This is a genomic window from Paenibacillus sp. NPDC058071, from assembly GCF_042885235.1.
Lineage (GTDB): Bacteria > Bacillota > Bacilli > Paenibacillales > Paenibacillaceae > Pristimantibacillus.
Genome location: NZ_JBHVSK010000010.1, coordinates 114,539 through 139,741 on the forward strand (window position 1 = coordinate 114,539; position 25,203 = coordinate 139,741).

At 49.8% G+C, this 25,203-nt stretch carries 24 protein-coding genes and 2 tRNA genes; 14 read left to right on the forward strand and 12 right to left on the reverse strand.

Annotation, left to right across the window (positions count from 1 at the left end; translation table 11 throughout):
- Positions 1-70 precede the first annotated feature (70 nt).
- The 3 genes from ACFVTB_RS17535 to ACFVTB_RS17545 form a co-directional block, all read right to left on the reverse strand.
- Positions 71-1,447 (reverse strand): family 4 glycosyl hydrolase, encoded by a 1,377-nt coding sequence (locus ACFVTB_RS17535; protein WP_387751714.1) that lies wholly within the window; start codon positions 1,445-1,447, stop codon positions 71-73.
- The gene (locus ACFVTB_RS17540) at positions 1,447-2,391 is read right to left on the reverse strand and encodes a carbohydrate kinase family protein (protein WP_387751717.1); all 945 of its coding nucleotides are present in this window, start codon (positions 2,389-2,391) and stop codon (positions 1,447-1,449) included. The genes ACFVTB_RS17535 and ACFVTB_RS17540 overlap by 1 nt, the downstream gene beginning before the upstream one ends.
- A 75-nt stretch (positions 2,392-2,466) precedes the next feature.
- Positions 2,467-3,396 (reverse strand): sugar phosphate isomerase/epimerase family protein, encoded by a 930-nt coding sequence (locus ACFVTB_RS17545; protein WP_387751719.1) that lies wholly within the window; start codon positions 3,394-3,396, stop codon positions 2,467-2,469.
- A 560-nt stretch (positions 3,397-3,956) separates the two neighbouring features.
- Here ACFVTB_RS17545 and ACFVTB_RS17550 point away from each other — a divergent pair.
- From ACFVTB_RS17550 to ACFVTB_RS17560, 3 genes are all read left to right on the forward strand, one after another.
- Positions 3,957-4,682 carry a GntR family transcriptional regulator gene (locus ACFVTB_RS17550; RefSeq protein ID WP_387751722.1) on the forward strand — a complete coding sequence of 242 codons (726 nt, stop codon included), beginning with the start codon at positions 3,957-3,959 and terminating at the stop codon, positions 4,680-4,682.
- Positions 4,683-4,940: 258 nt separating this feature from the next.
- Positions 4,941-5,315 carry a BlaI/MecI/CopY family transcriptional regulator gene (locus ACFVTB_RS17555; protein WP_387751724.1) on the forward strand — a complete coding sequence of 125 codons (375 nt, stop codon included), beginning with the start codon at positions 4,941-4,943 and terminating at the stop codon, positions 5,313-5,315.
- A 9-nt stretch (positions 5,316-5,324) separates the two neighbouring features.
- Positions 5,325-6,629 (forward strand): M56 family metallopeptidase, encoded by a 1,305-nt coding sequence (locus tag ACFVTB_RS17560; RefSeq protein WP_387751727.1) that lies wholly within the window; start codon positions 5,325-5,327, stop codon positions 6,627-6,629.
- Here ACFVTB_RS17560 and ACFVTB_RS17565 read toward each other — a convergent pair.
- Positions 6,619-6,810: an aldo/keto reductase gene (locus ACFVTB_RS17565; protein WP_387751730.1), complete on the reverse strand. Its 192-nt coding sequence runs from the start codon at positions 6,808-6,810 to the stop codon at positions 6,619-6,621. The genes ACFVTB_RS17560 and ACFVTB_RS17565 overlap by 11 nt on opposite strands.
- A gap of 58 nt (positions 6,811-6,868) precedes the next feature.
- Positions 6,869-6,955, reverse strand: a tRNA-Leu gene (locus ACFVTB_RS17570).
- A gap of 166 nt (positions 6,956-7,121) precedes the next feature.
- Here ACFVTB_RS17570 and ACFVTB_RS17575 point away from each other — a divergent pair.
- Positions 7,122-7,544, forward strand: coding sequence for an Rrf2 family transcriptional regulator (locus ACFVTB_RS17575; RefSeq protein WP_387751733.1), 423 nt, complete (start codon positions 7,122-7,124; stop codon positions 7,542-7,544).
- A gap of 292 nt (positions 7,545-7,836) precedes the next feature.
- Complete coding sequence (locus tag ACFVTB_RS17580) at positions 7,837-8,658, forward strand: hypothetical protein (protein WP_387751736.1); 822 nt, start codon at positions 7,837-7,839, stop codon at positions 8,656-8,658.
- A 105-nt stretch (positions 8,659-8,763) separates the two neighbouring features.
- On the opposite strand, the gene tlp is transcribed toward ACFVTB_RS17580, so the two are convergent.
- A complete protein-coding gene (gene tlp / locus ACFVTB_RS17585; protein WP_387751739.1) occupies positions 8,764-8,979 on the reverse strand; it encodes a small acid-soluble spore protein Tlp in 216 nt (71 codons plus the stop codon).
- Between the two features lie 233 nt (positions 8,980-9,212).
- On the opposite strand from tlp, the gene ACFVTB_RS17590 reads away from it, so the two are divergent.
- From ACFVTB_RS17590 to ACFVTB_RS17610, 5 genes are all read left to right on the forward strand, one after another.
- The gene (locus tag ACFVTB_RS17590) at positions 9,213-9,344 is read left to right on the forward strand and encodes a hypothetical protein (protein ID WP_387751742.1); all 132 of its coding nucleotides are present in this window, start codon (positions 9,213-9,215) and stop codon (positions 9,342-9,344) included.
- Between the two features lie 15 nt (positions 9,345-9,359).
- Positions 9,360-10,655, forward strand: a complete 1,296-nt coding sequence (locus ACFVTB_RS17595; protein WP_387751745.1) for an MFS transporter — start codon at positions 9,360-9,362, stop codon at positions 10,653-10,655.
- Between the two features lie 208 nt (positions 10,656-10,863).
- Positions 10,864-11,145 (forward strand): ArsR/SmtB family transcription factor, encoded by a 282-nt coding sequence (locus ACFVTB_RS17600; protein WP_387751748.1) that lies wholly within the window; start codon positions 10,864-10,866, stop codon positions 11,143-11,145.
- Positions 11,146-11,212: 67 nt separating this feature from the next.
- The gene (locus ACFVTB_RS17605; RefSeq protein ID WP_387751751.1) at positions 11,213-12,280 is read left to right on the forward strand and encodes an LLM class flavin-dependent oxidoreductase; all 1,068 of its coding nucleotides are present in this window, start codon (positions 11,213-11,215) and stop codon (positions 12,278-12,280) included.
- 144 nt (positions 12,281-12,424) lie between these two features.
- On the forward strand, positions 12,425-13,612 hold the full coding sequence (locus tag ACFVTB_RS17610; RefSeq protein WP_387751754.1) for an MFS transporter: 1,188 nt from the start codon (positions 12,425-12,427) through the stop codon (positions 13,610-13,612).
- 195 nt (positions 13,613-13,807) lie between these two features.
- Here ACFVTB_RS17610 and ACFVTB_RS17615 read toward each other — a convergent pair.
- Positions 13,808-13,894 (reverse strand) — tRNA-Leu (locus ACFVTB_RS17615).
- Between the two features lie 176 nt (positions 13,895-14,070).
- On the opposite strand from ACFVTB_RS17615, the gene ACFVTB_RS17620 reads away from it, so the two are divergent.
- Entirely contained in the window at positions 14,071-14,856 is a 786-nt protein-coding gene (locus ACFVTB_RS17620; RefSeq protein ID WP_387752049.1) for a divergent polysaccharide deacetylase family protein, read from the forward strand.
- Here ACFVTB_RS17620 and ACFVTB_RS17625 read toward each other — a convergent pair.
- Positions 14,821-15,498, reverse strand: a complete 678-nt coding sequence (locus ACFVTB_RS17625; RefSeq protein WP_387752051.1) for an N-acetylmuramoyl-L-alanine amidase family protein — start codon at positions 15,496-15,498, stop codon at positions 14,821-14,823. The genes ACFVTB_RS17620 and ACFVTB_RS17625 overlap by 36 nt on opposite strands.
- Positions 15,499-15,692: 194 nt before the next feature.
- Between ACFVTB_RS17625 and ACFVTB_RS17630 the strand changes: the two genes are divergently transcribed.
- Positions 15,693-15,890, forward strand: a complete 198-nt coding sequence (locus tag ACFVTB_RS17630; protein WP_387751757.1) for a YqzE family protein — start codon at positions 15,693-15,695, stop codon at positions 15,888-15,890.
- On the opposite strand, the gene ACFVTB_RS17635 is transcribed toward ACFVTB_RS17630, so the two are convergent.
- The 3 genes from ACFVTB_RS17635 to ACFVTB_RS17645 all read right to left on the reverse strand — a co-directional run bounded on the left by ACFVTB_RS17635 (position 15,881) and on the right by ACFVTB_RS17645 (position 19,753).
- Positions 15,881-16,822 (reverse strand): hypothetical protein, encoded by a 942-nt coding sequence (locus ACFVTB_RS17635; protein ID WP_387751760.1) that lies wholly within the window; start codon positions 16,820-16,822, stop codon positions 15,881-15,883. The two genes, ACFVTB_RS17630 and ACFVTB_RS17635, sit on opposite strands and share 10 nt — an antisense overlap.
- A 167-nt stretch (positions 16,823-16,989) precedes the next feature.
- Complete coding sequence (locus ACFVTB_RS17640) at positions 16,990-17,934, reverse strand: YqhG family protein (protein ID WP_387751762.1); 945 nt, start codon at positions 17,932-17,934, stop codon at positions 16,990-16,992.
- Positions 17,927-19,753: a DEAD/DEAH box helicase gene (locus ACFVTB_RS17645; protein WP_387752054.1), complete on the reverse strand. Its 1,827-nt coding sequence runs from the start codon at positions 19,751-19,753 to the stop codon at positions 17,927-17,929. Before ACFVTB_RS17645 ends, ACFVTB_RS17640 begins: the two co-directional genes overlap by 8 nt.
- Before the next feature lie 273 nt (positions 19,754-20,026).
- Here ACFVTB_RS17645 and ACFVTB_RS17650 point away from each other — a divergent pair, with 273 nt between their 5' ends.
- Together ACFVTB_RS17650 and ACFVTB_RS17655 are read left to right on the forward strand one after the other, a co-directional pair.
- A complete protein-coding gene (locus tag ACFVTB_RS17650) occupies positions 20,027-22,699 on the forward strand; it encodes an adenosylcobalamin-dependent ribonucleoside-diphosphate reductase (RefSeq protein WP_387751765.1) in 2,673 nt (890 codons plus the stop codon).
- Between the two features lie 851 nt (positions 22,700-23,550).
- Positions 23,551-24,099, forward strand: coding sequence for a hypothetical protein (locus ACFVTB_RS17655; protein ID WP_387751768.1), 549 nt, complete (start codon positions 23,551-23,553; stop codon positions 24,097-24,099).
- A gap of 102 nt (positions 24,100-24,201) precedes the next feature.
- Here ACFVTB_RS17655 and ACFVTB_RS17660 read toward each other — a convergent pair whose 3' ends face one another.
- Positions 24,202-25,026 (reverse strand): AraC family transcriptional regulator, encoded by an 825-nt coding sequence (locus tag ACFVTB_RS17660; RefSeq protein WP_387752057.1) that lies wholly within the window; start codon positions 25,024-25,026, stop codon positions 24,202-24,204.
- Between the last annotated feature and the right edge of the window lie 177 nt (positions 25,027-25,203).

Genomic DNA, 25,203 nt, shown 5'->3' on the forward strand with positions numbered 1-25,203 from the left:
TATAACTATGAAACGGGAAAGAAGCCTCGATGATGCCATCATCGAGGCTTCTTTCCCGTTTTTCATTATTTTATTGAAATTGCGGCAAATAAGGCTTATGCACTTGCAAGTATTCGTCGAGAATCGATTTGGCAACTGTGAAGGACGGCACCATCGGGTGCACGGTGAGCGCGTTCAGCGCCGCCTGATAATCTCCTTTTACGGCAGCTTCGACCGTCAGGCGCTCGTACGTTTTGATCGGTTGAATCAGAGACATAGCCAAATCGGATACTTCGCCTACTGTCAACGGGGTAGGTCCGTTCTGATTAACGAGGCAAGGCACTTCAACCACATCATCATCCTTAAGACCATGAATGGTGCCTCGGTTCGGCACATTCAGCGTAAGCACCTGCTGCTTATTTAAATGAATGCCTTTAATGACATTGATGGCAAGTCCTTCGTAGCCTTCTTCTTCGAATTGGCTGTGAGCCGGAGCTTCGTTTTCATGAATGTTGTGCAGCTGTCCGGATGTTTCCTTCGACATATACGTGCTGGAGCGCTTATCGAGCGTTTCGTTATAATCCTTCCATGCTTCCGCAAGCTTTCCTTCGCGGACGAGCGGAGCAATACGCTCCAGAAGCGGACGATTCAGCTGTACGATCTGCTCGCCCCGCGTCTCATTCGTTTTCAAAATATGATTAACCGATTGATCGTGGTAGTAGAAGTAATATAAATACTCGTTCGGGAGCATCCCGATGTTGCGGATCAATTCGGGCTCGAAGAAGCTGAACACATGAGCCGACTTCGCGAGCTCCTCGAAACGGTCCAGCAATGCCGGCATTTGATCGACGCCGTCCAAGTATACCTTTGGTATCCAGCCCAAATGATTCAGGCCGTAATAATCAACCTGCAGCCGCGAATGATGCACCTGCAAAAATTTGCTGAGCGCGTTTTTCATTCCCGCATGAGCGTCGCATATGCCGATTACTTTGCAGTGGCCGTAATTGTTCATGGCTTGCGCCAGCAAGCCGGACGGATTGCTGAAGTTGAGCAGCCATGCATTAGGCGCAACTTCGTTAATAATTTTCGTGTATTCGAGCATAACCGGGATCGTGCGCAGCGCCATTGCGAATCCTCCGGGACCGGTCGTTTCTTGTCCCAGTACGCCGTGCTTCAAGGCGACGCGTTCATCGTGAACCCGGCTTTCTTCCTGTCCGACGCGCACCGCTGAGAAAATGAAGTCGGCGCCTCTAACCGCCTCACGGATATCAGTCGTAAACGTGACCTTGAACGCCGCGCCTTTCGTTTCTGCGACATACTTGGACAAACCGCCCATAATGCTCAAACGCTGCTCGTCGTTATCAAACAGAGCTACCTCGTCGAAGTGAAGCTCCTCGGAATGCCGGATCAATCCGTTTACAAGTAGGGCTGTACGCATTCCCGCGCCGCCTAGTATAGCTAGTTTCATTATTGTTTCCTCCCCAAGGTCTTATGATGATTGTTCAGTTGAAATTCGGATTCGACCTGCTCCCAGGCAGGCGAGTTCGCGTTTCCGCCTATGCCTTGCACGGACTGAGCGCCGCAATAGTTGCCGAGCCGGATAGCATCGGTGAGCGACCAGCCTTTAAGGATCCCCGCAAGCAGTCCTCCCAAAAAGTTATCGCCCGCCCCGGTCGTGTCGACGGGATTGTCTATCGGAGCGCCGGGCACATAGCGGATTCCGTCATCCGCTTTGTACATTGCGCCGTCTTTTCCGAGCTTGATGATCGGCGTCGTGACTAAACCGCTCAACATCTGAAGCGCTTCTTCCGGCTGGTCCTTGCCCGAAATGGCGAGCGCTTCCGGAAGATTAGGGGTAAACCAATCTCCCATGCGAAGCAGCTCCTTCAGCTCCTCGCTGTAAATCCATTCATCGTCCCAGCCGAGATCCAGCACGAGGGTCATTCCTTTGTCATGGGCCTTTCGAATAACGGAGGCGAACTCGGGCCGCGCGTTGACGATCAACATTTCCGTTTCGACGCGGTCAAGCACTTCCAGGACATGGGCGATATAGCCGTTATTCTCTAGCGGGTCCTGGTAGGTAATGAACGCCCGGTCTCCCGCACAATTGACAGCGGCGGAAACTTGGCGGAACGATTCTCCCGCCGGATAAATAAGCGAAGTAGTCAAACCTTCCCGGTGCAGCTGCTCTTTCGCGAAGCCGCCGAAAATATCGTCTCCGAGCGGAGCCAGTACGCCCGCCTTGATTCCTAGCCGCGCCAAGGAAACGGCTGTAATATAGGCGCTGCCTCCGCATGCGATATCAAAGCCTTGGCTGAATACTTCCTCGCCCGGCGACGGCATGCGCGAAACGTCTGTAAAGATCAAATCTGTAAAGATAGGGCCGCAAATGAGCACATCGTATCGTTCCATCGTTCACTCTCCTTTAGTAAGGTGTAGGCCGGCGGCTCCGGACGGCAAACGGTTTTTTAACCTGGTTGGACTCGTCTATCGGGACAATCGCTTTTTCATATCGACAGTGGACTCTTTAAAATGAGGATAAAGCCGGAATTCGATTTCCATATTTACAATCCCCTTGTAGTCCGCAATCCACTCGAATACTTCGTCATACGGTATCGAGCCCCAGCCTACCGGAAGATGCAAATCGCCGTATCCGTACGGTAAATTGCTCATATAGCTGCCGGCATCTTTCAGCTTTCCGAAATTGTCGTGTACATGAAGGTGCTTCGCATAAGGGAGAGCAGCGAGAATCGCATCCTTGAACGGATAGTTGTAGGCTATAGAAGTCAAATAACAGTGTCCGATATCTAAAGTCATCCCTACATTATTCATGCCGATTCGTCTGACATGCTCTACGGTATCCCTTGGATGAAGCCCGTACGTATAATCGGTTTTAATATCGTACCAGATGTTGTTCTCGATTCCGATTTGGATGCCGGATTGTCCAGCCAGATGTCCAAGCTGCCGCAATCGGTCGGCGTCTTCCCCGAGCAGGATGGCGAACAGCCGGTCCCGGCTCATTTTTCCGTATTTAGCGAAATAATGGTCAAGATTGGTTTCGGTCAGTACGGCGTAGGAGCTGTGATATACAATTGTATCGATGCCTACAGCTGCGGCGAGCTCAATTCCGGCTTTAAAACCGCGATAGTAATCCTCGCCTTTTTCCAAAGACATCAAATTCATTTCATATGGAAGATGCAGCGTATAGCTGAGCTTAAATTGACGCAATACTTGAAGAACCGCCTCCAGCCGCCTTGGATGCACATTTCCGTCGATGACGACATCAAGGCCGTGCATAATCAGTTCGGCATAATCGCACCCTGCATCCGCAATATATCTCAAATGCGTCTCTAAAGCGGTCAGATCGCCGTTCACCATATCGGCGTTCAAGCTGATTCCGATTCCTTTTACGTTCATTCGGCACTTCCCACCTTGTTTGCAAAATTGTAAGCAAGTCCATCGCTCCGTACGGTCGAAGGTGAATTGTAGTAATAAGCTTGTGGTTTTAATTATTATTCTAAGTTGTTACTACAAATTTATTGTATTATCACTACAAGTCCCTGTCAATCCTCTCTTTGCATTTTTACATAAACGTCGGGGGAAAGACCCTCTAAATTGAATAATCTCGGCTCAAAACCGGAATCAGTGCTGGACTTTAAGTGAGGGAAAGCGCTGCGGGTCAGAGGGTTCTTCCGATCGCCATTAAAGCCTGATTCCTTTATTTTATAGAGATATGCGGTAGGAATCTGGCTTTAAAAGCAAACACTATCGCTTCTCCAGAATCCCTCTGACCCTTCGCTTTACTCACCTTTTTCGTCAAGTATTGATTTTAAGTTTGATCTATAATTTTATAGTTGCAGTTGTCATTATCCGTTCTTTCGGTTTAAAATAAAAAGGAACAATCCAAATACCATTTAAATTTGTCATGACCTTTATAGAGGGATTGGAATTCATAAACGAGGGGAAGGCGTGTAACAATGGAAGGGAAGCAAGGAGCGGCTTTATATATAATCGTAAAAGAAAAATTGCTTGCTCTCATTAAATCGGGCGTCTATGCGGTGGGCGACAAGCTGCCGACCGAATCGGAGCTTTGTCAGGAGCATGAGGTTTCGCGCACCACCATTAGACAGGCGCTGCAGCAGCTTGAAGTTGAAGGGCATATCCAGCGTGTGCAAGGGAAGGGGACGTTTGTTGCCAAACCTAAAATTCGAGAATCGCTGACGAGGGAAATACGAACCTTTATGGAGCAAATGAGGGACCTCGGGTTAAGCTCGCATTCGGAAGTATTGGAGCTTGTTGTCATTCCGGCTGATGAGGCATTGGCTGAAACGCTGCATCTTGAGGCGAAGGACCCGGTCGTCAAGCTGGTCCGTCTGCGCTTTGCAGATTCCGAGCCTTTGCAATACGTCACTTCCTATTTGCCTTGGCGGATAGCCCCGGGTCTTGCAAACGATGATTGTTCGGGCTCTCTGTTCGATCTGTTGCGCACCAAGTACGAAGTGAACATCCATCGCACAGTGGAGTCTATCGAACCGGTCCTTATTGAGGCAACGATCAGCGACAGGCTTGAGACTGCTCCTGGATCGCCCGCTTTTTCGCTGGAATCGCTGACCTTCAACGAGAAAGATCAGCCCATCGAGTATTCCAAAGGAATCGTTCGCGGCGACCGGTTCAAGTTTACGATGGAGCGTTCGATGAAATAGGTGGAAGCAAACTTGTAAATCCGGCCTAAAAAATGACTCCTAGTGCGTGGCAATGCTGCGTGGCAGAGGGTTCTTCCGATCGCTGTTAAAGTCCGATTCCTTTATTTGATCGAAGTTGTGGTAGGAATCGGGTTTCTTTTAGTTTCTTTTTAAGGGAACTATTTACAATCACTACATGATGTAGTAGTATTTAATTACTACATTATGTAGTGATTAGGTTGTTATGGACGCATAGCAATCAACAGTGAGGTGTACACCGTGAAACCTGTTCAAAAATTATCTGATACAGAATTGGAACTCATGGAAGTGATATGGAAGTCTGAGCCACCCGTGACGTCAACGGAGCTATTGGGTATTTTCGCTCGCAAGGGTAGGGAGTGGAAGGCACAAACGATCTCTACTTTTTTATCACGCTTAGTTGAAAAGGAAGCTTTAATCGCGACGCGACACGGTCGGACTAATTCTTATGTTCCTTGTTTTTCGCCTGCAGACTACAAACTGTGGGAAACGCAAAATGTGTTGAACGGACTATACCAGGGTTCCGTAAAAAATTTGATTTCCGCGTTGTATGACGGCGACAAGCTTTCAGAGGAAGACATTGCAGAATTAAAGCAATGGTTCTCTGAGAAATAGGGGCGGCCTATGAGACCATATCTGGAACTGCTTATCACGCTTACAGTTGCGGGCAGTACGGTCGTAATCTGTATACTTTTGCTACGGCTCCTCTCACCTCATATTTTCTCCGCAAGATGGCACTTCATCATGAGCAAATTGGCCTTATGTTCTTATCTATTACCTGTGTCCTTTCTTATAAATATGCATATGGGACATTTTACTTCAAAACCAAGATTAAACGCTTCTCTACCCGAAATAGCATCTGCGTTCACCCAAGAAGAATCGGTTCAAGGCTTAGCAAGTTTGTTTTCGGGGCTATCGATCTCTGCTGAGATGACATTGGTCATTTTGTGCGTATGGGGGATTGGGGTTTTGTCCTTAGGCGGTTGGCATATCTTTTGTTACAGGAGGTTCATTAAGAGAATTCAAAGTACAAATGTGCCTGCCCCCGAGGACAGTACTGCGGTTAAACAACTCGCTCTGCAAAAAAGGGAGCTTGGGATTCGTGAAAACGTACAGCTTGCATTTAACTCTATTGTCAGGAGCCCCGTTCTCGTCGGATTGCTGAAGCCAACTATTTTGCTTCCTTTGGGTAGTCGAGTCGACGAGGGATTAAGCATGATTATTCAACATGAGCTTGTACATCTGAAGCGGAAGGATCTATGGGTAAAAATGCTCGTTTTGCTTGCCAGCGCCTTGCATTGGTTTAACCCCTTCGTTCATCTGTTACGCAGAGATATTCATATGTGGAGTGAGTTTTCTTGCGATGAAGAAGTTGTGAAGGAAATGTCGTATGCCGAACGGAAAAGATACGGCGAAACGATTCTCAATGTTATGATCGGCTCAAAGGAATTGCCTGTCAACTTTTGCGCTTCATTGTCCGCCGATGGAAAGCAATTAAAAAGGAGATTATCGATGATGCTGAACGTAAGGAAGCTGAAAAAGCGTTCTGTGATGATGTCGGCAGCAATCCTTATTGTCATTGGAGCTGTCGGCTGTTCCATAGCTGTATGGGCAGCAAAAAACACGCCGGATATTAAAGGGACTGTGTTAAACAACATACCTGCTCCTGATTACCCCGATTATAATGAAAACAGCTTCGCTGATTTGAACGAGCACGATTATACGTTTGGAGCGTTAACGCCTGAGCAGCAAAAGCTTGTCACAAAGGAAATGGCGTACTATTACTTGAACGTGGAAGGAGACGTTGTCTTTGTAAACCCAGAGACGGAAAAGGTTCCTTTCCGTTTACTTACTAAAGAACAACAAAAACAAGCCTCGAAGAAATTGGGTCATTTCTCGCTTCGTGAGGTAAGGTCACTCAGCCAGTAAAAACGTGGAATGGCTGCAGCGCCAAAAAGATAAATATATCTTTATTTTCCTTGATTCGAGCACGGTTCGAAGACTTTGGAATGATGATGGTATTGCGGTTTAAATGCCAGTGTAATGCAACTTGTCCAATCGTCTTTTGAAGATGGCGGGCAATCACTTTTAACGTGTCATTTTCAAACATAACAAAAAAAGCTCCTGAACTGTCCTAGGACAATTCAAGAGCTTGTTCATTTGTAAGATGGTGCGGTCGAGAGGACTCGAACCTCCACGGCTGTTACACCACTAGAACCTGAATCTAGCGCGTCTGCCAATTCCGCCACGACCGCATGTGTTGTGTCAACAAAAAATATAATATCATCTTTATGTGGATATAGTCAAGCATAAATTTTGTAATGAGGTTTTCGGCTCATTGACATTCCTGCTGCTTGTAACTATAATCGTCACATGATAGAACGTCAGGAACGGTCGTTCGGCCCGGGAGGTGGACGCTAGATGAACAGCAACCGATTTGCCGTTGCCGTGCATATTATGTCTTTGCTGGAGTTGAATAAAGGAACCCGCATTACGTCCGAATACATTGCCGGCAGCGTCAATACGAATTCGGTCGTCATCCGCAGAATTATCGGCATGTTGAACAAAGCGGGGCTTGTGCATACAAGCGCAGGAGTTGCCGGAGCAGTGCTTGCCCGTCCGGTCGAGCAAATTACGCTGCTGGATATATACCGTGCGGTGCAGTCCGAGGGGCAGGAGGATTTGTTCGCGATCCATGAGAAGCCGAATCCCGAATGTTCCGTCGGCCGGAATATCCAAGCGTCGCTCGAAAGCGTTTTTAACGAAGCACAGCAGGCGATGGAGAATAAACTGGCCGCGATTACGCTGGATCGGGTTACGACCGATTTGGCAAACCGGCCATAAATAAAATGTAGGAATGAAAAACGAGCGTCCGAAGCGATTTGAGGGCGGCTCGTTTTTTTGCGTTATCCGTCTGCGGATGTGTTCTTCAACGGAAAACATGTTGTATTTTATGGAATTGGGCAAGCCGCGTTGCGGAGCAGTGATGGAGATGGTAATTTGATTTTGAAATTACATTTTATAGAAAAAAGAGGGTGGTCGAGGGATTTGCCCAAAGAGCGGTCCCGTAAAGCGGCATTGGGCAGAAAGCCGGGCGAACCGGGAAAAAATAACGTAAAGGCAGGTGTATGATGAAATGAAAAACCGTTTTATGAAAGCGTTTTTAAGTTTGGTGTTGGTCGTATCCTTGATTCCTGTTCTAACAGCGCACGCAGCGCAGAACGCCGTAGCAACTAACGTGACGGACACTTCACTCCGGTTGACCTGGACGTTCCAGCCGGGGGAGAGCTTTGTGCAAATTTACAAAAACGGCGTCTATTTGGACTCCCGCGCAGGGTATAACGTTCTGGACGTAACGGGCTTGACGCCGTGCACGCCGTACTCGTTCCTGGTATCCTCGAGCTACGGCAGCTCGACCGCATCGATTGTGACGCTTGGCTGTCCAACGGCCCCAGTTATCTCCTACACGACGACGCCAACTTCGATCGAGCTTAGCTGGACCGCCAGCAATGCGGTTAGCTATGACGTATACCGGGACGGGTCGCTGCTCGGCAGCACGTCCGGCACCACTTTCTCGGTCGGCGCTTATTACGGTCATACTTATTCGATTAAGGTGGTGGCTAAGAACGGTTCGGGAGCATCCGCTCAGTCGACCGTTAATGTAACGGCGCAATCGTTCAGCGCGACCTACACGCAAACGAATTTGTCCGGCAATATTCGGGTCGGCGGCGCTTTTTCCAATCCCCATCCGACAGCCAGCACGACAATGCTTATGACGCTGTATCGGATTACAAGCTCCGGTGATGTATACGTTGGCAGCGCAACGGCAGCAATCGCTCCAAGCTCAACAACCGGCGGGTGGTTTCCGATTGCAACAAGCCAGCCGCTCGGCGATTATAAAGTCGTGCTTTCTTCGCAGTATGCCTCCACTTCGGGTATCTCTATCGGAACTTACTAAGGCCGTACGACAAAATCCCCGCCGATATTGGAAACGGCGGGGATTTTTTTGTGCATGTCAGCTTATCGCTGGATGAAGCCGGCCAAAGGCGGCGCTTGTAAAACGTTATTGCTGCGTCTCGTCCTGCAGCTCAGAAGAAAACTCTTCAATGCTCGATTCGCGCCGCTCGTTCTTCGCTTCGATCGACTGTTTGTCGGATTGGCTAATCTCGTCTTCATGCTCCGATAAATAGTCTCGAGCCTCCTGCAAGTTTTCTTGCGTATTCTCGATATGCGCTTGCAGATGAACCGCATTGTCTTCCCGGTTATCCGGTTTTGCCACCCTGTTCCCCTCCAATCTTGTGCATTCGGAATCTATTATGAGCAGGGGGCGCTCATTTTATGTCTTCATTTTACAATTTGCAGAAGGAGTGAAAGTCCGTGTTAGGATTGACGATACGAAGAGGTTCTGTTTATAATTTGCCACGGGCCTTATTGCGTATACGCCGCACCGGCGGTTGAAAAGATTGTGACAAGAAGGCTTATGTCGTACCGTTTGGAAGAAGGGGGATACGAATGGCAGGAATATCAGGCGCAAAAGCATTAATGTCCAATAATATAGATATAACACTAAGGATACCAACGCTGCTGGCAGGCGCAATCAGCGTTTGGCGTTTGCGCGAAACGCTGCCGTTAAACGAAAAATAAAGGGGCTCTCCTATCATGAATGGGCATAATAGACAGCAAGAACAAGAGAAAAACCGGATTCATAGCTATGTTCAATCACACGAAAAACAGCGTCAATTGTATAAAAGAACGATGATCATTGTCATTGTTTCGCAAATGTTCGGAGGGGCGGGCTTGGCTGCCGGTATTACCGTCGGCGCTCTGCTTGCGCAAGAGATGCTCGGAACGGACAGCTACGCCGGTATTCCGACCGCGTTGTTCACATTAGGCTCAGCTGCGGCTGCGTTTTTAGTGGGCCGCCTCTCGCAGCGTTTCGGACGTCGAACCGGACTGGCCGCCGGTTTCATAGGAGGCGGCGTCGGCGCGGTTGGCGTCGTTCTAGCCGCGGCATGGCATCATTTGCCGCTGCTGTTTATTTCGTTGTTTATCTACGGCGCTGGAACGGCTACGAACTTACAAGCGCGATATGCGGGTACGGATTTGGCGCTGCCGACGCAACGGGCGAAGGCGATCAGCACTGCCATGGTATTTACCACCTTCGGCGCGGTTGCCGGTCCGAATCTTGTCCAAGCAACGGGTCGAGCCGCTGCTGCTATAGGCGTTCCATCACTAGCGGGGCCGTTTATGCTTGCAGCAGCAGCGTATTTGATCGCCGGGTTGGTCGCTTTATTTTTCCTCCGGCCGGATCCTTTTGTCATAGCTAAAGCGATTGCGGAAGCGCAAAGCGAATTAGAGAGCGGAAGCGGCAAGAAGGAAGCGGGCGGCACCGAATCACTTGTGAATAAACGGGGAATTATCGTCGGGGCGACGGTAATGGTGCTGACGCAAATTGTAATGGTTGCGATTATGACGATGACGCCGGTTCATATGAAGCATCACGGCCATAGCCTTGGGCAGGTTGGAATCGTCATCGGCATTCATGTGGCAGCGATGTATCTTCCTTCGCTCATTACCGGCGTGCTTGTCGATCGATACGGTCGTAAAAGGATGTCTTACGCCGCCGGCGTGATTTTGCTCATGGCCGGCTTGTTAGCCGCCTATGCGCCGGGCGATTCGATGGTGCTGCTTGTCGCCGCGCTCGCCCTGCTCGGGCTTGGCTGGAATCTTGGCTTCATTAGCGGCACCGCAACAATTGTTGACGCTGCGCCGCCGGCCATCCGCGCGAAGACGCAGGGTGCTGTCGACGTGTGGATCGCTTTATCCGGCGCGGCAGGCGGAGCGCTGTCGGGGATGGTTGTCGCTCACTCCAGCTACTCATCATTATCCTTATACGGAGGCTTCTTGTCCTTGCTGTTAATTCCGGTTATCGTGTGGTCCCGTAGCAAGAAGTAGAGGTTCAGCTCGAATCGTATGCATACGCTAAATCGAAATGCTCGCAAATGATTAACTTACTCATTTGCGGGCATTTTACAATACGACGCCAACCGTTATAAGCCGTCTAAACAGAACAGCGATGAACCCTCTTTACTTTTGACCGGCTTGGTGATAATATGGACTTCGACAGTTATAGAACTGAAGAAGGGCGGGGAGGTTTATAACAATGACAGAATATCAGCAGGATATGGGGCAAGCGGTTAAAGTGTTTAAAGCTTTGGGAGAACCCACCCGGCTGAAAATTGCTTTACTGGTCGCGAACGAGAGCAACTTATGTTTCTCTGCTATCGGCGAAAGGCTTGAAACGGTTGCAGGCTCCACGCTATCGCATCACTTGAAGCAACTGACGGACTCTGGTTTAGTTGATTTTCGCAAAAATGGATCTTTTATTCACTATAGCGTCAATCGAGAATTAGCTGAAAAATTTGCGCCCTTTTTGCTGGCGTAATTTTTTTAACCATCAGTTCTATATATTTAGAACTGTGGAATTCTATATTTAAAAAGGAGAGAATCTCATGAGCGAGCAAGCGAAAACGATGGAAATTGGCATTAGCACATTCCTCCATGCAAATCCCGAAAAAGGCGGTGTATCGCATGCCGAGAGACTGCGCCAATCGATAGAAGAGATCCAATTGGCAGATCAAGTCGGCCTTGATGTCTATGCCATAGGCGAGCATCATCGAATCGACTATACCAGCTCGTCGCCGGCCGTTATTCTGGCCGCCGGAACAGCTGTAACGAAACGGATTCGGCTCTCAAGCGCAGTGACGGTGCTCTCTTCGGATGATCCAGTACGGGTTTATCAGAACTTTGCAACGCTGGACGGCCTGTCCAACGGTCGATCCGAGATTATGGCCGGACGGGGTTCATTCATCGAATCCTTCCCGTTATTCGGTTATAACCTGAATGATTACGAGGAGTTGTTTGATGAAAAACTGGAATTGCTGTTGAAGATCCGCGCTTCCGAAAAGGTAACCTGGAACGGCGGTCATCGTCCCGCAATTGACAACATGGGCATTTATCCTCGTGCACAACAGGAGCCGCTGCCTGTCTGGATCGGTTCGGGCGGCAGCCCGGAATCGGCTGTTCGAGCCGGTTTGCTGGGACTTCCGATTGTTTTCTCTATCCTCGGAGGGATGCCGCAAAGATTCGCGCCTTTGGTGGAGCTTTATAAGGAAGCCGCCGTGCGAGCTGGTCACGATCCGAATAAGCTGCAAATTGCTACGCACTCGCATGGCTTCATTTCGGATACGACAGAAGAGGCAGCTGAAAGGTATTACCCGGTTATGGCTGCCCAAATGAATCACATTGGACGGGAACGGGGCTGGTCTCCTTATACGCGTGACACGTATGATGCAGCTCGCAGCCTCGACGGTGCTCTTTATGTCGGAGATCCAGAATATGTAGCAGAGAAGATCGTACTGCTGAATAAAAATCTTGGCTTGACTCGATTTATGATGTATGTCGATTTCAGCTCGCTGCCGCATCGCGACTTGCTGCGGACAATTGAGCTTCTTGGCACAAAAGTTGCGCCGATTGTCCGTAAGGAGCTCGCCCGTCAGGCATCTGGTCTTAACGCTTAAAGCTGAAAGTTAAAAGCTGAGATCGGTGTGAGCGCTTGGAACGAAAGCATGATTGAACCGAGTAATGACGGCGGAGAATGCCATATTTTTTTAAATAAGAGTTCAATAGATTTAGAAATGTAGAAATAAAAAGGAGAGAAACAAATGAGAAATTCTTGGAAAATTTATATCCTGGCCATTGTCAGTTTTTTAGTCGGAACTTCGGAATTCGTAATTTCAGGCATTTTGGATATGCTTGCCAGCGATATCAATGTGTCGATAGCGGCGGCCGGACAGCTGATTACGGTATATTCGCTCGCCTATGCGATCGGCACCCCAATTCTGATCGCACTCACGGCAAAAGTTGATCGAAGAAAGCTGATGCTGTCGGCTTTAGCACTATTTTTTATAGGGAACCTGATCACGGTCATAACGACCGGCTATGGCATGCTGTTAGGAGCAAGAGTTATTTTGGCGATCGGTACAGGGGTATTTATGGTCGTCGCCCTAACTGTTGCGGCCAAAATTGCTAATCCTGGAAAGCAGGGCGGCGCTATCGCTACGGTTCTCTTGGGCTTCAACCTCTCGCTTATTCTAGGGGTCCCGCTTGGACGGATCATCGCAGGCGCGCATGATTGGAAAATCATCTTTACGGGTATTGGATTGCTCACCTTGATTGCGATGCTGGTTATTCTGCTGTCGATTCCGAAATCGGAAGGAGAGGCTCCCGTGCCTATTCGCGAACAGCTTGCCCTGTTGAAAAGTCCTCGAATCACTGTCGGGCTTTCCATCAGCTTCTTCTGGATCTTGGGATATACGATTCTATATACCTATATTACGCCGTTTCTTCTGGATGTTACGGGGATGAGCGAGCGGATGGTCAGCATCGGGTTGTTTGCATTTGGGCTGGCCAGTCTCATTGGCTCCCAAGTGGGCGGCTATGGTGCAGATAAATGGGGAATTCCCCGCACGATGATTGGAGCATTGCTCCTTCACTCCGGGATCTTATTTTTACTGGCGGCGTTCGCCCATTCGTCCATGGTGGTTTTACCGTTGCTTATGCTATGGTCCTTTTCCGCTTGGTTGAGCGGGCCGGTTCAAATGGGTTATTTAATGGGCATGGCTCCGCAAGCTTCGGGGATCATTTTAAGCTTGAACAATTCTATCGTCCAGCTGGGCATGGCTGTAGGAGCTGTAATCGGCGGCGTCGTTGTGGAGGGCCTCTCGCTTACGGCAGCCGGTTGGATTGGCGGAATTGGCGTTGCGCTTGCACTCATTCCAGCTATTATTTCATTATCCATGAGTCGCCGTTCTGCATTAGCGGAACTAACACTGAGCGTAACCGATAAATAACAATCGGAAGCTTAAACCGGCTTCATAATACAACAAAGTATGGAGCAGCTCATGCGTTGGAAATAAGAAGAAAATCCCTCCTGTTTATAGACCCAGTTCTCTCGGGTCTATAAAACAGGAGGGATACTTTGTTGTAGGAAAACAAAAAAGGCTCTGAACCGCAATAAAGCGATCAGAAACCTATTGTTAACGAGATGGTGCGGTCGAGAGGACTCGAACCTCCACGGCTGTTACACCACTAGAACCTGAATCTAGCGCGTCTGCCAATTCCGCCACGACCGCATGTCAATCACGATCCTTATCGTAGCACGGCAGCTGAAGACAAGTCAAGCTTAGAAAACAAAGTTGCAAAATTCAGCATATTTTCCCTTGGATGGACAAACAATGAATAGACATGTTCGATTTAGTTGGGGGTGCTGTTTTTGAGAAATGCAGGCAAAGCATTATTTTTGCTTGGGATGCTGACGGTTTGCGCGTCGATTCCGGCAGGCGGCGTTCGATTCGCTGTTGCGGCTGAGCCCGTCTCCGAGCCGGGAAAGCAAATGGCTATCGTCATCGACGATTTCGGCAACGGCAATCCGGGAACGCAGGAAATGTTGAAGCTGCCAGTTAAAATTACGGTCGCGGTCATGCCTTTCATGCCGAAAACGCAAAAAGACGCAGAAGAAGCGCATCGTCTCGGTCACGACGTTATTGTCCATATGCCGATGGAGCCGAACAAAGGAGCAAAAAGCTGGCTTGGTCCAGGAGCTATTACAGCCGATCTTAGCGACGAAGAAATTCGCAAGCGGGTCGAGGAAGCGATCGACAATGTGCCTTATGCAATTGGCATGAACAATCATATGGGATCGAAAATAACGGCGGACGAGCGCATTATGCGAATTGTGCTGACCGTCTGCAAGGAACGCGGACTATTTTTTCTAGACAGCCGGACAACATTCAAGACGGTTGTGCCGAAGATGACGAAGGAGGTAGGCGTTCCGCTCGTCTCCAACGACGTTTTTCTGGATGACTTATATACGGAATCGCATATTTCCAAACAAATCGGCCTCGCCCGAAAGCATCTTGAGTCTCATGACAGCTGCATCGTTATCGGCCATGTAGGTCCGGCAGGGAAAAAGCTTGCCGCCGTGCTGTCCCAATCGATACCGTCCATGGAATCGGATGCGCATATAACGTTCACGAAGCTGCCGGGATTGCTGGCGCCATTAATTGGCGATCCATTTATACTGCCGAATCCCTGAGGCGATCGCCGATGCAATTTGCAGCTGGCGTCGCGGATCGGTCAACATCGTCCGGTCCTCCTCATTGCTGATGAAGCCCATCTCGACGATGACAGAAGGTTGGTCGACTCGGCGCAGCAAATAAAACGGCTTGCCTTCTTTCGGATAAAAGCCCGTATCCTGCTGCCGGTTCAGCGCGTCCTGAATACAGAACGCAAGCAGGGCGCTTTCGCCGTTCTCCTGATGCAGAACGAGCGGGCCTTTTTTGGAGCGATTTTTCGTCGAATTCACATGCAGGCTGACGAGCAGCTGCGTATCGATTTCATCTGTCAATTGCCTGCGCTGCGATAAATCCCGGCGATGTCGAGAGCGGCTCAAATGCCAGCTGTTCTCGTCGCTAAGCGCATAATCGCCGGTCCGGTTAAGTACGGAAGGGATGCCTTGGCTGTTCAGAAGCAAGTAAAGCTTTTGCGCAATCGCCAAATTGATGTCCTTCTCAAGCGTATCTCCGACTGAAGCGCCGCCGTCGATTCCGCCGTGTCCGGCGTCGATTAGAACGGTAGCCGACGGTACGGCCCATCCGTCTCCTTCCGGCGTATGGGCCAACTCGTCGGGAGCGGGAGCGGCGGAGTAGGCGGGCATTCCGTTAAACAATTGCAGCATCGCCAATAATAACGAAACAGACAGCCATCTAGTGGTTATCAAAATGAGATCCTCCTCTGTACGATCAAGCTTGGCCGGTTTTAACCGTAACGCCTCATCGTTATCGTGGCTTTTTGAAGGAGAACTCATTCATGTTTAAGAATAACGCAGCGCGGGCAAACTGAAAGCAATCAATCACAAGGGAGGGGTTCGGCATGGCAAGCGGCAACGACCTGATCAAATATATGACGGTTCAAGTGGTCCAATATATGGAGACGCCTAGAGCCGAGCGTAAGCAGGCCAGAGCATCGGCGAAAGCCCAGCGCGAGCATTGGCTGACCCGCTGGTTCGGCGTAGGCGCAATGAGCCTGCTCATTTGGCGGCGCAGCAAACGGGAAGAAAATCAGTCGTAAAAAGCGCCGAATTCCGTAAGCAGCGCGAGCGGAACGAAACGTTTTCCCGTCTCGGAATCGTCGCTTTCCAGCGCGGCGTACACGACATTGTTTTCCCAGCGATGGAAACCGGTAACGGACCATACGTATCGCATTTTATCGTCGAAACGTTCCGACGTATAACGAATTTGCCGTTTTTCCTCCAACGCTCGAACGATAGCTTTTCCATTGGAATCGGCAGACAGCGGAACGGCGTTGGTTAGCCACGGAAGAAGGCCGTACGGATCAAAGGAAGAGTTGGATACAGCGCGGGCGAGCTTTGCCGCGGGAGGTACAACAGACAGAAGGGCAGCCGAGCGCTGCTCTTCTTTTTTGTATAATTTCAACCATTGGTTTTCGGTCAGAGGCAGCGATTCACCGCTCATGGCGTCGGTTAGAAGAATGGAGCCTTTCGCCGGCTTGTTTTTCCATACAGCTAGCAACGGATGCAGGTACAAAGGGGAACCAACCGACTCAGATGTCTCCTCTGTGCCGTTCGTCGCTTGCGCCACTCCTCGTTTACGTGTAGCTTCGTCGTACAAGTATTGGCCCAAACCATATTCTTCGATTGCGTAACCGCCGCCTTCTTGCACGGCTTGCACGACGATATAACCGATAACTGCGCCTGTCGGCTGCTTCACCAAAACGAGCCAGCTGTGTGTGCCCGGACCTAACGCCGTTATTTCCGGCTGCGCTCCTCGCCATGCTTTAAATCCGGGCTGCTTCGCAATTTCGGCGATCCAGCCTGAGGCATGTACGGCAAGCTCTGTCTGACGGTCTGAAGAGGAAACAGAAACATGAGCAGCGGTGAGCTTGTCCGCGTGAGCTCCGGATGCGTTGCCCGCAGCCGCAAGCAGAGGGGTTAACATTAATAAAGCTGCCGATAGCAGCAGTCGCTTTGCGTTCGCGTTCATTGGAATCATCCTTTCGCCGTATGATGGAGCGGATAGCGCCGCAGGGACGGCGCCATGCCTACATTGTAGCCGGACAAGCCCGGAAAAGCTGTTGGTTTATGTCGCGCTTGCTACAATTCGTACCGCACTAATTTTGACGGATCGGTTCGAACCGCGTCTGATTGGCTCTATTCGATGCCTGCCAAATGAAAGATGCCGCAATTAATGGCGGATGCGCGCACCCGAGGCTCATACTGCCATCTCGTTTCCTGCTGGCGCTGCCGGTATTGATCCTCGATCGCTGCCTTGGCTGCCTCGTCCACGGCATGCTTGAGCTGCGGCTCGTAGTAGGAATGGATACGCTCCAGTTCTTCATCAAGTCTCGCGGCGGCATCGGTCGCCCATCCATAGTCGTAAGCTCTCAGCTTTTTCTCTAGCGTCTGTTCCATAATGCTGAGCGCCTTGGCATGGCTGATGCCGTTTCTCGTTATATGGACGTTAGCGGGGAGCCGCGGCGTCAGCTTGAGCGACAGCAGCCGGTCATGAAAATGCTCCGTGCAAAAACCGGTTGCTAATGAAATTCCGAAGCTGTGAATTTCCTCTCTTTTACGGTCGCTTGCGAATTCAACCTTTACGTTTACGCCCAGCCATGCCGTATAAGGGGTCGAATGAAAAGGCGTTGTATTCCGTTTATCCGGTTCTTGGAACATATTAACGAAGCTGCCGATCGTTTTTGCCGCTTGAAACAGCTGCTCCAGCTTACGGGAGCCGAAATGCAAATCCTCGCGGGGCATCCGTGTTTGACTGGTGTTTAAGTTGCCTTGCAAAATGCCGTATGTTCGGCTGAGCGCGGCGTCAGCGGCTGCCTCCTGAGGTGAAGGAGCGCCTGATCCAGGCTTCGGGCTTTCAGCTTCGTCGTATTTTTGCTTGTCGGTTACGAATAGGTAGGTCATCGTTTCAGGCGGGGCGCCGGTCCGGTCAACAAAGCCCCAATAGTATGGGCGGTTCGTTAGTTCCCGGTCGGCGGCAGGCGATAGCTTGACTGTAATATGAGCCGGCGATTTTTCCAAAATGGCACAATCGGCCGCCTCCAAATAGCGATGCACGAATTTATGAACCTGTTTCTCATTCACGCTTTATTTCCACCTTCCGTCCCAGTGCCGTCATTTGCGATAAGATCGTAGCCGGTTTTTCACCCGCTTGGCTTTCATTTGTTTCGTCTGCAGCTTCGTTTCGCAGCTTAGCTAAAGAGGAGCCAAGATCTTGCATTTGGGCGGCCAGATCGACTCCGCTTCCGCCGGATTGCAGCAGAACGCGAGCAAGCTGCTGCTCCAGCGAGCCTTCCTTCTCGAGTTTTTCCAAAATTAAATCAAGCTCGCCGATGACGAGTTCGAACAGGTTGATTTTCTCATGCAGCAAATTGACGATATGCTCCTCGATTGTGCCCATTGTACATAGGTTGTAAATGTGGACGTCTTCCGTTTGCCCGAGCCGATGGACGCGGCCGATCCGCTGCTCGACCCGCATCGGATTCCACGGCAAATCGAAATTGATCATATGGTGGCAAAATTGCAAGTTGATGCCTTCGCCGCCCGCTTCCGTCGCGATCAGCACTTGAGCGCGGCCGCGGAACAAATCCATCATCCAATCTTTCTTGCCGCGGTTCATGCCGCCTCGATAGGGGACCGCGACCAGGTTGTTGGCGCGAAAATATTGCAGTAAATATTCCTGCGTCGCCCGGTACTCGGTGAAAATGATCACCTTCTCGTTCATCTGCCGGACCAGCTCTATCGTTTTCTCCGCTTTCGTATTGGCTTGAATATTGCGAATGAATTCGACCAGCTCCCATATTTTCGCGCGGACGGGAGAGTCCTCGGCCGTTTTCTTAAACAAATTGACGAGCGTTACGAATACGGCGTCACGGCTGCTGCATACTTCCCGTTGTAAAGTAACGAGCGACAGCATGCTGCTAAGATCGCCGCCGCTTTCGTCATAACGCTCTTTGACAAAACCGGTAACCGCGTCGTAAAGCGCCTTTTCTTCAGGCGACAGCGTGAGTGGAATATTTTTGACATGCCGCTTTGTGAAGGCGATGCCTCCGTCGCCACGGCGGTTGCGGATCATCACGGTAGACAGCGCATCCTGCAGCTGGTCTTCGTTTTTGGGCAGCCGCTTGTCGACGACGAATTTGGACGCGAAATCGCTCTGCCCGCCCAGTTGTCCCGGCTTTAGCAGCGTAATCAGGTTGTAGAGCTCGTCGAGATCGTTCTGCATCGGCGTCGCGGTGAGCAGCAGGCAATATTTTTTGCGCAGCTGGATAACGAATTGATAGTTGGTCGTCTTTTTGTTTTTCAGCTTATGCGCTTCGTCGATAATGATCATGTCGTAGTCGTGACCCAGCACGATCTCCCTGTGCGGGTCGCGTTTGGCCGTATCGATGGAAGCGACGACGATGTCGCTTTGCCAGTGGTATTCTTTTTTTTGCGCGACGGCGGCGATGCCGAATTTTTGATTCAACTCGCGCACCCATTGGAGCACGAGAGAGGCGGGGACGAGAATGAGCACTTTGCGGACAAGTCCGCGAACGATATATTCTTTCAGCACCAGACCGGCTTCAATCGTTTTGCCAAGTCCGACTTCATCGGCGAGTATGGCTCTTCCGCCCATCTCGTGCAGTACTTTGCGTGCGGTGCTGAGCTGATGGGGCATCGGCTCCAAAGCGGGGAGCGTCCGCATGCATTGCAGCTGTTCGAAGCTTTCGACCCGCTTCGCTTGTTCGGCCTCCATCGTCAACTGGTACATTGTCCAATCGTCCCAAGCGCCGTTTTTGGCGATTCGGCTTTGCAGCTCCTCGAACCACGAACGGTCGCATTGCAAATCCACAAGCGGATGCAGCTTGCGTAAGTGAACGGAGGAATCCGAGCTGTCGGTCGGGCGGTTTGTAGATGACAACAAGTGGTGTGCAGCCCCTTTCTGGCAAAAAAGCGATAGATAGGAGTAGTATGGCCCTAATGCCGTTTTTTCATAAGATAGCGTTCAAATCGGCGAGCGGACAAGCTAGAGGACGAATGCGGGGATGTAAACGGGATTATTTGGCTGAAATCGGCCTAGAGCACACTTTTAATCAATATGTAGTATAGTATAATGGTATTTACACACAATATATTGATTATTGTTCATATAGTAAAGGGATGTCTGAGATGAGGGAATGGGAGGAAACAAATCGTGGATACGAAAAAAAGGAATCGTTTATCCGGCCTTAGCGAAAAGATCTTTTTGGATCGTTACGCCTGGAAAAACGCCGACTCCAACGCGGCTAAATTGGGAGACACCGTGCTTGTGCTAACGAAGGACGACCCGAAGTTCCCGGCCAAAGAAGTCGGGGAAGTGATCGAGCGGGAAGGGCAAACGGTTAAGGTTCGCCTCCGCAGCGGGGAAACGGTAGACGCTGATGTCGAGAAGCTGACGCTGACCATTGAGAAATCGCCGGAGGAAATGTGGGGCCGCCTTGCCGCGGCAATGGCGGGAGCGGAGGAAAGTGCGGACAAAAGAGAGCTGTGGACGGAACGCTTCCGCTATATTTTAGACGACTGGAAGCTAGTTCCGGGCGGCCGGATTGCGGCTGGAGCGGGTGCAAGCGAGGAATTGACCTTATTTAACTGTTACGTTATTCCGTCGCCGGAAGACAGTCGAGGCGGCATTATGAAGACCCTCTCGGAAATGACAGAAATTATGGCTCGTGGCGGCGGGATTGGCATTAATCTGTCGTCGCTTCGTCCGCGGCGCGCAATAGTAGCCGGCGTAAACGGTTCTTCGAGCGGCGCGGTTTCCTGGGGCGGGCTGTTCAGCTACACGACGGGGCTGATTGAGCAAGGCGGCAGCCGTAGGGGCGCGCTTATGCTGATGATGAATGACTGGCACCCGGATGTGCTCGATTTTATTACCGTCAAACAGACGATGGGACAAGTGACGAATGCCAATCTGTCCGTTTGCGTCAGCAACGATTTTATGAGAGCGGTGAAAGAGGACCTGGATTGGGAGCTTGTATTCCCGGATACAAAGGATCCCGAATATGACGAGCTGTGGCGCGGCGATCTTGAGGATTGGCGCAGCCGGGGCAAGAAGGTTGTGCATTACAAAACGGTGCCGGCACGGGAAATTTGGCATACGATCATTGAATCGGCATGGAAGTCGGCGGAGCCGGGCGTCGTATTTATGGAATACTACAACCAAATGTCCAACAGCTGGTATTTCAATCCTATCATCAGCACCAATCCCTGCGGTGAGCAAGGCCTTCCCGCGTGGGGCGTCTGCAATTTGTCGGCAATCAATTTATCGCGGTTTTATGATGAAGCGAAGCATGACGTTGATTGGGAAGAGCTGTCGAAAGTGACGCGGTGGTCGGTACGATTCCTGGACAATGTAATTGATACAACGCCGTACCACTTCGAGGAGAACGAGAAAAACCAGAAGCGGGAACGCCGCATCGGTCTCGGCTCGATGGGACTAGCGGAGCTGATGATTAAGCTTGGCATCCGTTACGGCAGCGCAGAATCATTAACTTTCCTGGATAAGCTGTACGGGTTTGTTGCCCGCGAGGCGTATTTGGCTTCGACGGAGATAGCGGCGGAGAAAGACTCTTTCGAAGCATTTGACGCCGAGAAGTTTCTGCAAAGCGGCTTTATGCGCAATATGACGGGCGAGTTCCCGGAAATCAGTGAAGCGGTGCGGAAACGCGGCATGCGGAATGTCACTGTTATTACGCAAGCGCCGACGGGCAGCACTGGAACGATGGTCGGCACCTCCACCGGCATCGAGCCGTATTTTGCCTTCGAATATTATCGTCAAAGCCGCCTAGGCTATGATAAGCAGCTCGTGCCGATCGCGCAGGAATGGCAGGACGCTCATCCCGGCGAGGAGCTGCCGGATTATTTCGTAACGGCGATGAATCTATCAGCGAAGGATCATATTCGCGTCCAAGCGGCTATTCAGCGCTGGGTGGACAGCTCCATCTCGAAGACGGCCAATTGCCCGAACGACTTCACCGTCGAGGAGACGAAGGAGCTGTATGAGTTGGCGTTTGATCTCGGCTGCAAAGGCGTAACGATCTATCGCGACGGCAGCCGCGACGTGCAGGTGTTGTCGACGAAGGAAGAGGAGAAAGTGGAAGACTCCTCCGATATCGCTACAGCGACCACCGCCGCTGACGAATCCGCACAGGCTGATTCTGATTCTGATTCTGGCGTGACCTCGGAGCAGCTGGAGTCCGCCGCTCAGGCCGCCGTGCTTGATAAGGCGTACAAACGCCGTCCGCAGGTGCTGCGCGGCGCGACGTACAAAATCAATACGCCTTTCGGCATGGCCTACATTACGATCAATGATATAAACGGGACGCCAGGCGAAATATTTCTGAATGTCGGCAAAGCGGGTTCCGATGTATTCGCTATGGCTGAAGCGCTCGGGCGGGTATGCTCTTTATTCCTGCGCTACGGGGATCACGGCCACAAGGTGGAATTGCTCATCAAGCATTTGAAAGGCATTGGCGGCTCCGGCGCAATCGGCTTCGGCGTCAACCGCGTCGAATCGATTGCCGACGCCGTCGCTAAGGCGCTGGAGATTCATCTCGAAAGCGCAGACGAGCAGGCAGCAGCGAGCGAAGATGCGGTAGCAGCGTCGTTGCCGTCTTCGTCCTCGGCTGAGCCTGTAGGGAAAGCAGTGCTGCAGTCTGCGACTCCGGCCGTGCCTGCGCCTGTGCTTGCTCCAGAAGCGGTCATTGACGGGCTTAAGCAAGGCGAGGTCAGCTCTCGCGATCTATGTCCATCCTGCGGATCGGCAACGCTGCTGAACATCGAAGGGTGCAAGGAATGCACGAACTGTGGATATAGCAAGTGTAATTGAAATCTAGGCATAGTGGTATGTTAATGCATGATGCGATATTCCAAAGAGATAATTAGAAAACAGAGCCCGTAAACCCGCGTGGCTTGAACACGAGCTCGGCATAGATGCAACTATCGACTATAAGGCTGGCGAATTGGATGAGCAGTTAAAGGAGAATTGTCCAGAGGGTGTAGACTTGTTCTTCGACAACGTAGGCTGGCACATACTTAGAAGCTGCATTGGACGCAATGAAGTTTGGTGGTCGCATCATCCTTGGTGGGAATGCGTCTCAGTACGACTGCGATCACCCATGGGTCAGTCCGAAAGGCGTGCCACTCTCCATAATTTTGAAAAATCTTACCATGCAAGTTTTCCCGTATGGGGCCTACAGCCAACTCTTCAGCGAAGCAGAGCGTAACCTAATGGTTCGAATCGCGGCATGGCCATGGTCCGCGTCTGAGAACCCAGACATTAACCAAGTCCTATGCACCTTGCCATTTTCCTACTGGCTCAGGAGACACTGTGCAAGACAGATCAAGAAAGCAGCGGCAGTCTAGGACTTATTTTCTTGTCTAAGACTTACCGCTGTTTTATTGTTTTGCCATTCCACCTGATCCAAACACATGTTTTTGTTGTTAAAAATTTTGACTTGAGCCGTAATCTCTCGGAAGACCTTGCAAGCGCTACCGACTGCCATTACATCCTATTTAAGTACTTATAAGTCATTATAAGTGTTTGTCATACATTTTCAACTTGTCTTCTTAAGGCATCATCTGCTACAATGATCACAACTTATTAAAAGCATTTAAAAAGTATTGTGCTCTTTTTCCTTGCAGTACAGTATGCATTGTGATGAAAGGTGGAAGAATACATTGGACATAACGAAAGAAAAAAATATTTCCAGTTGGAGACAACACGGCTTTGTTGTATATCCCCAAGTCGTGACTCATTTTTACGTTCTCCGTTATCTGCAATGGTTGGTAAGAGGCGGAATGAATGCCTCATATTCAACTCATCATCAATCGTTATGGGATATTCGAATGTATGAGCCTGTCTATAATGCCTTCAGTGAAGTTCTCGGCAATCAGGCATTAATGGTTAGTCTCGATCCGAAGGAGACCAATAAAATTTATGGAAGAATATGTTTGCAAACAGAGATAACAGTTCATAAAAGCAACAGCCCTCAGAGAATTAATATGTGCGACCTCATTATTTTCGATGCGGAAAGATGTCACCTTGATCTTGATTTAGACTTCGATTCATTTTGGTTTCCCCTGACAATGATTCCAGCTAACGAATTCGATGACGTGACAATTAAAGAAAGAGTCCAGTATTGGCATGCGAAACCGTTTCAGACATTCCTCTCCCCATTAGGATGCAAATTGCTAGGACTGGAATCTTGGGAACCTAGCTTACTATGAGCGCAAGCTTGAGCAATAGGTACCAGTTCTCCTACTGAGCAAGTTCTCTTGTGTTGTCTGTCAGTGGGCAAGAACGTTGGGATAGAAATAAAAGGAACTTTTTCACATACCATTTATACGGAATTCCTTAGGCGTAATGTCGCGATGCTTTCTAAAAGACTGGATAAAATGATTGACATGATTGAAGCCGACTCTTCTGGCAATTTCGGTTATTGTATATTCCGTAGATTTTAACAGTTCGCAGCTCTTATTAATTCGGTATTGAACCAAGTAGTAATAGGGAGTCATATGAATGCTTTTTTTAAAACTGCGAGTGCACTCTGACACGCTCAAATGCGCAACGTCAGCAATCTCCTTCAAAGTTATGTTGTCTGTATAGTTTTGGTGGATAAAGCTGACCATTAGTTGCATTCTCTCTTGTTGCAGTCTGTTGTGTTTTGCTGATTCCTCAGGAGATAGGGAAATGTTGGATATAAGAATAAGCCACAACTGAGCCGTTTTGATGGAAACCTCATACTGCCATCCCCAGCGCTTTTTCATTTCAAAGTCCTTCTTCATTTGAGAAAGGATTTGCAGGATTTGATTTTGCCACTCCACATCCCCTTTGATCTCGATGGATAATAAATAAGAATTGGTAAAAGGGAGTACATAGCTTTTTTCCATGGCACTATCTGAATAAAAGGCGAGAATCTTCTCCGGGAAATTAAAACTGACATACTCGCCGTCATGAGTTAGATACGTAACAATGTGAAGGATACTCTTGTTTATAAAAATGGCTTGACCTGTTTCTAAGTTATAGTCGATTCCATTAATTTGTATAGTTAGTTTCCCTTTGGTCACTAAAGTAATTTGTAATTCTTCGTGCCAATGCAGCTCGTTAACTCCTCTGCCATCAGGTACAGATCCATGATTGGTATGCGTGTACATGATGTATGGGAATGTCTCGTCGGGATATTGAATGGCTACGTGTATATTTTTATTCAAAGTGCCCGCTCCTTTACTTGACGATAAATCAATATAAATTAGAGATATAGTTACACAAAAAGGACATTGATGATGATATTATTATATCCAGCTTCGGCTTATCTTTACAATGCTGTGCAC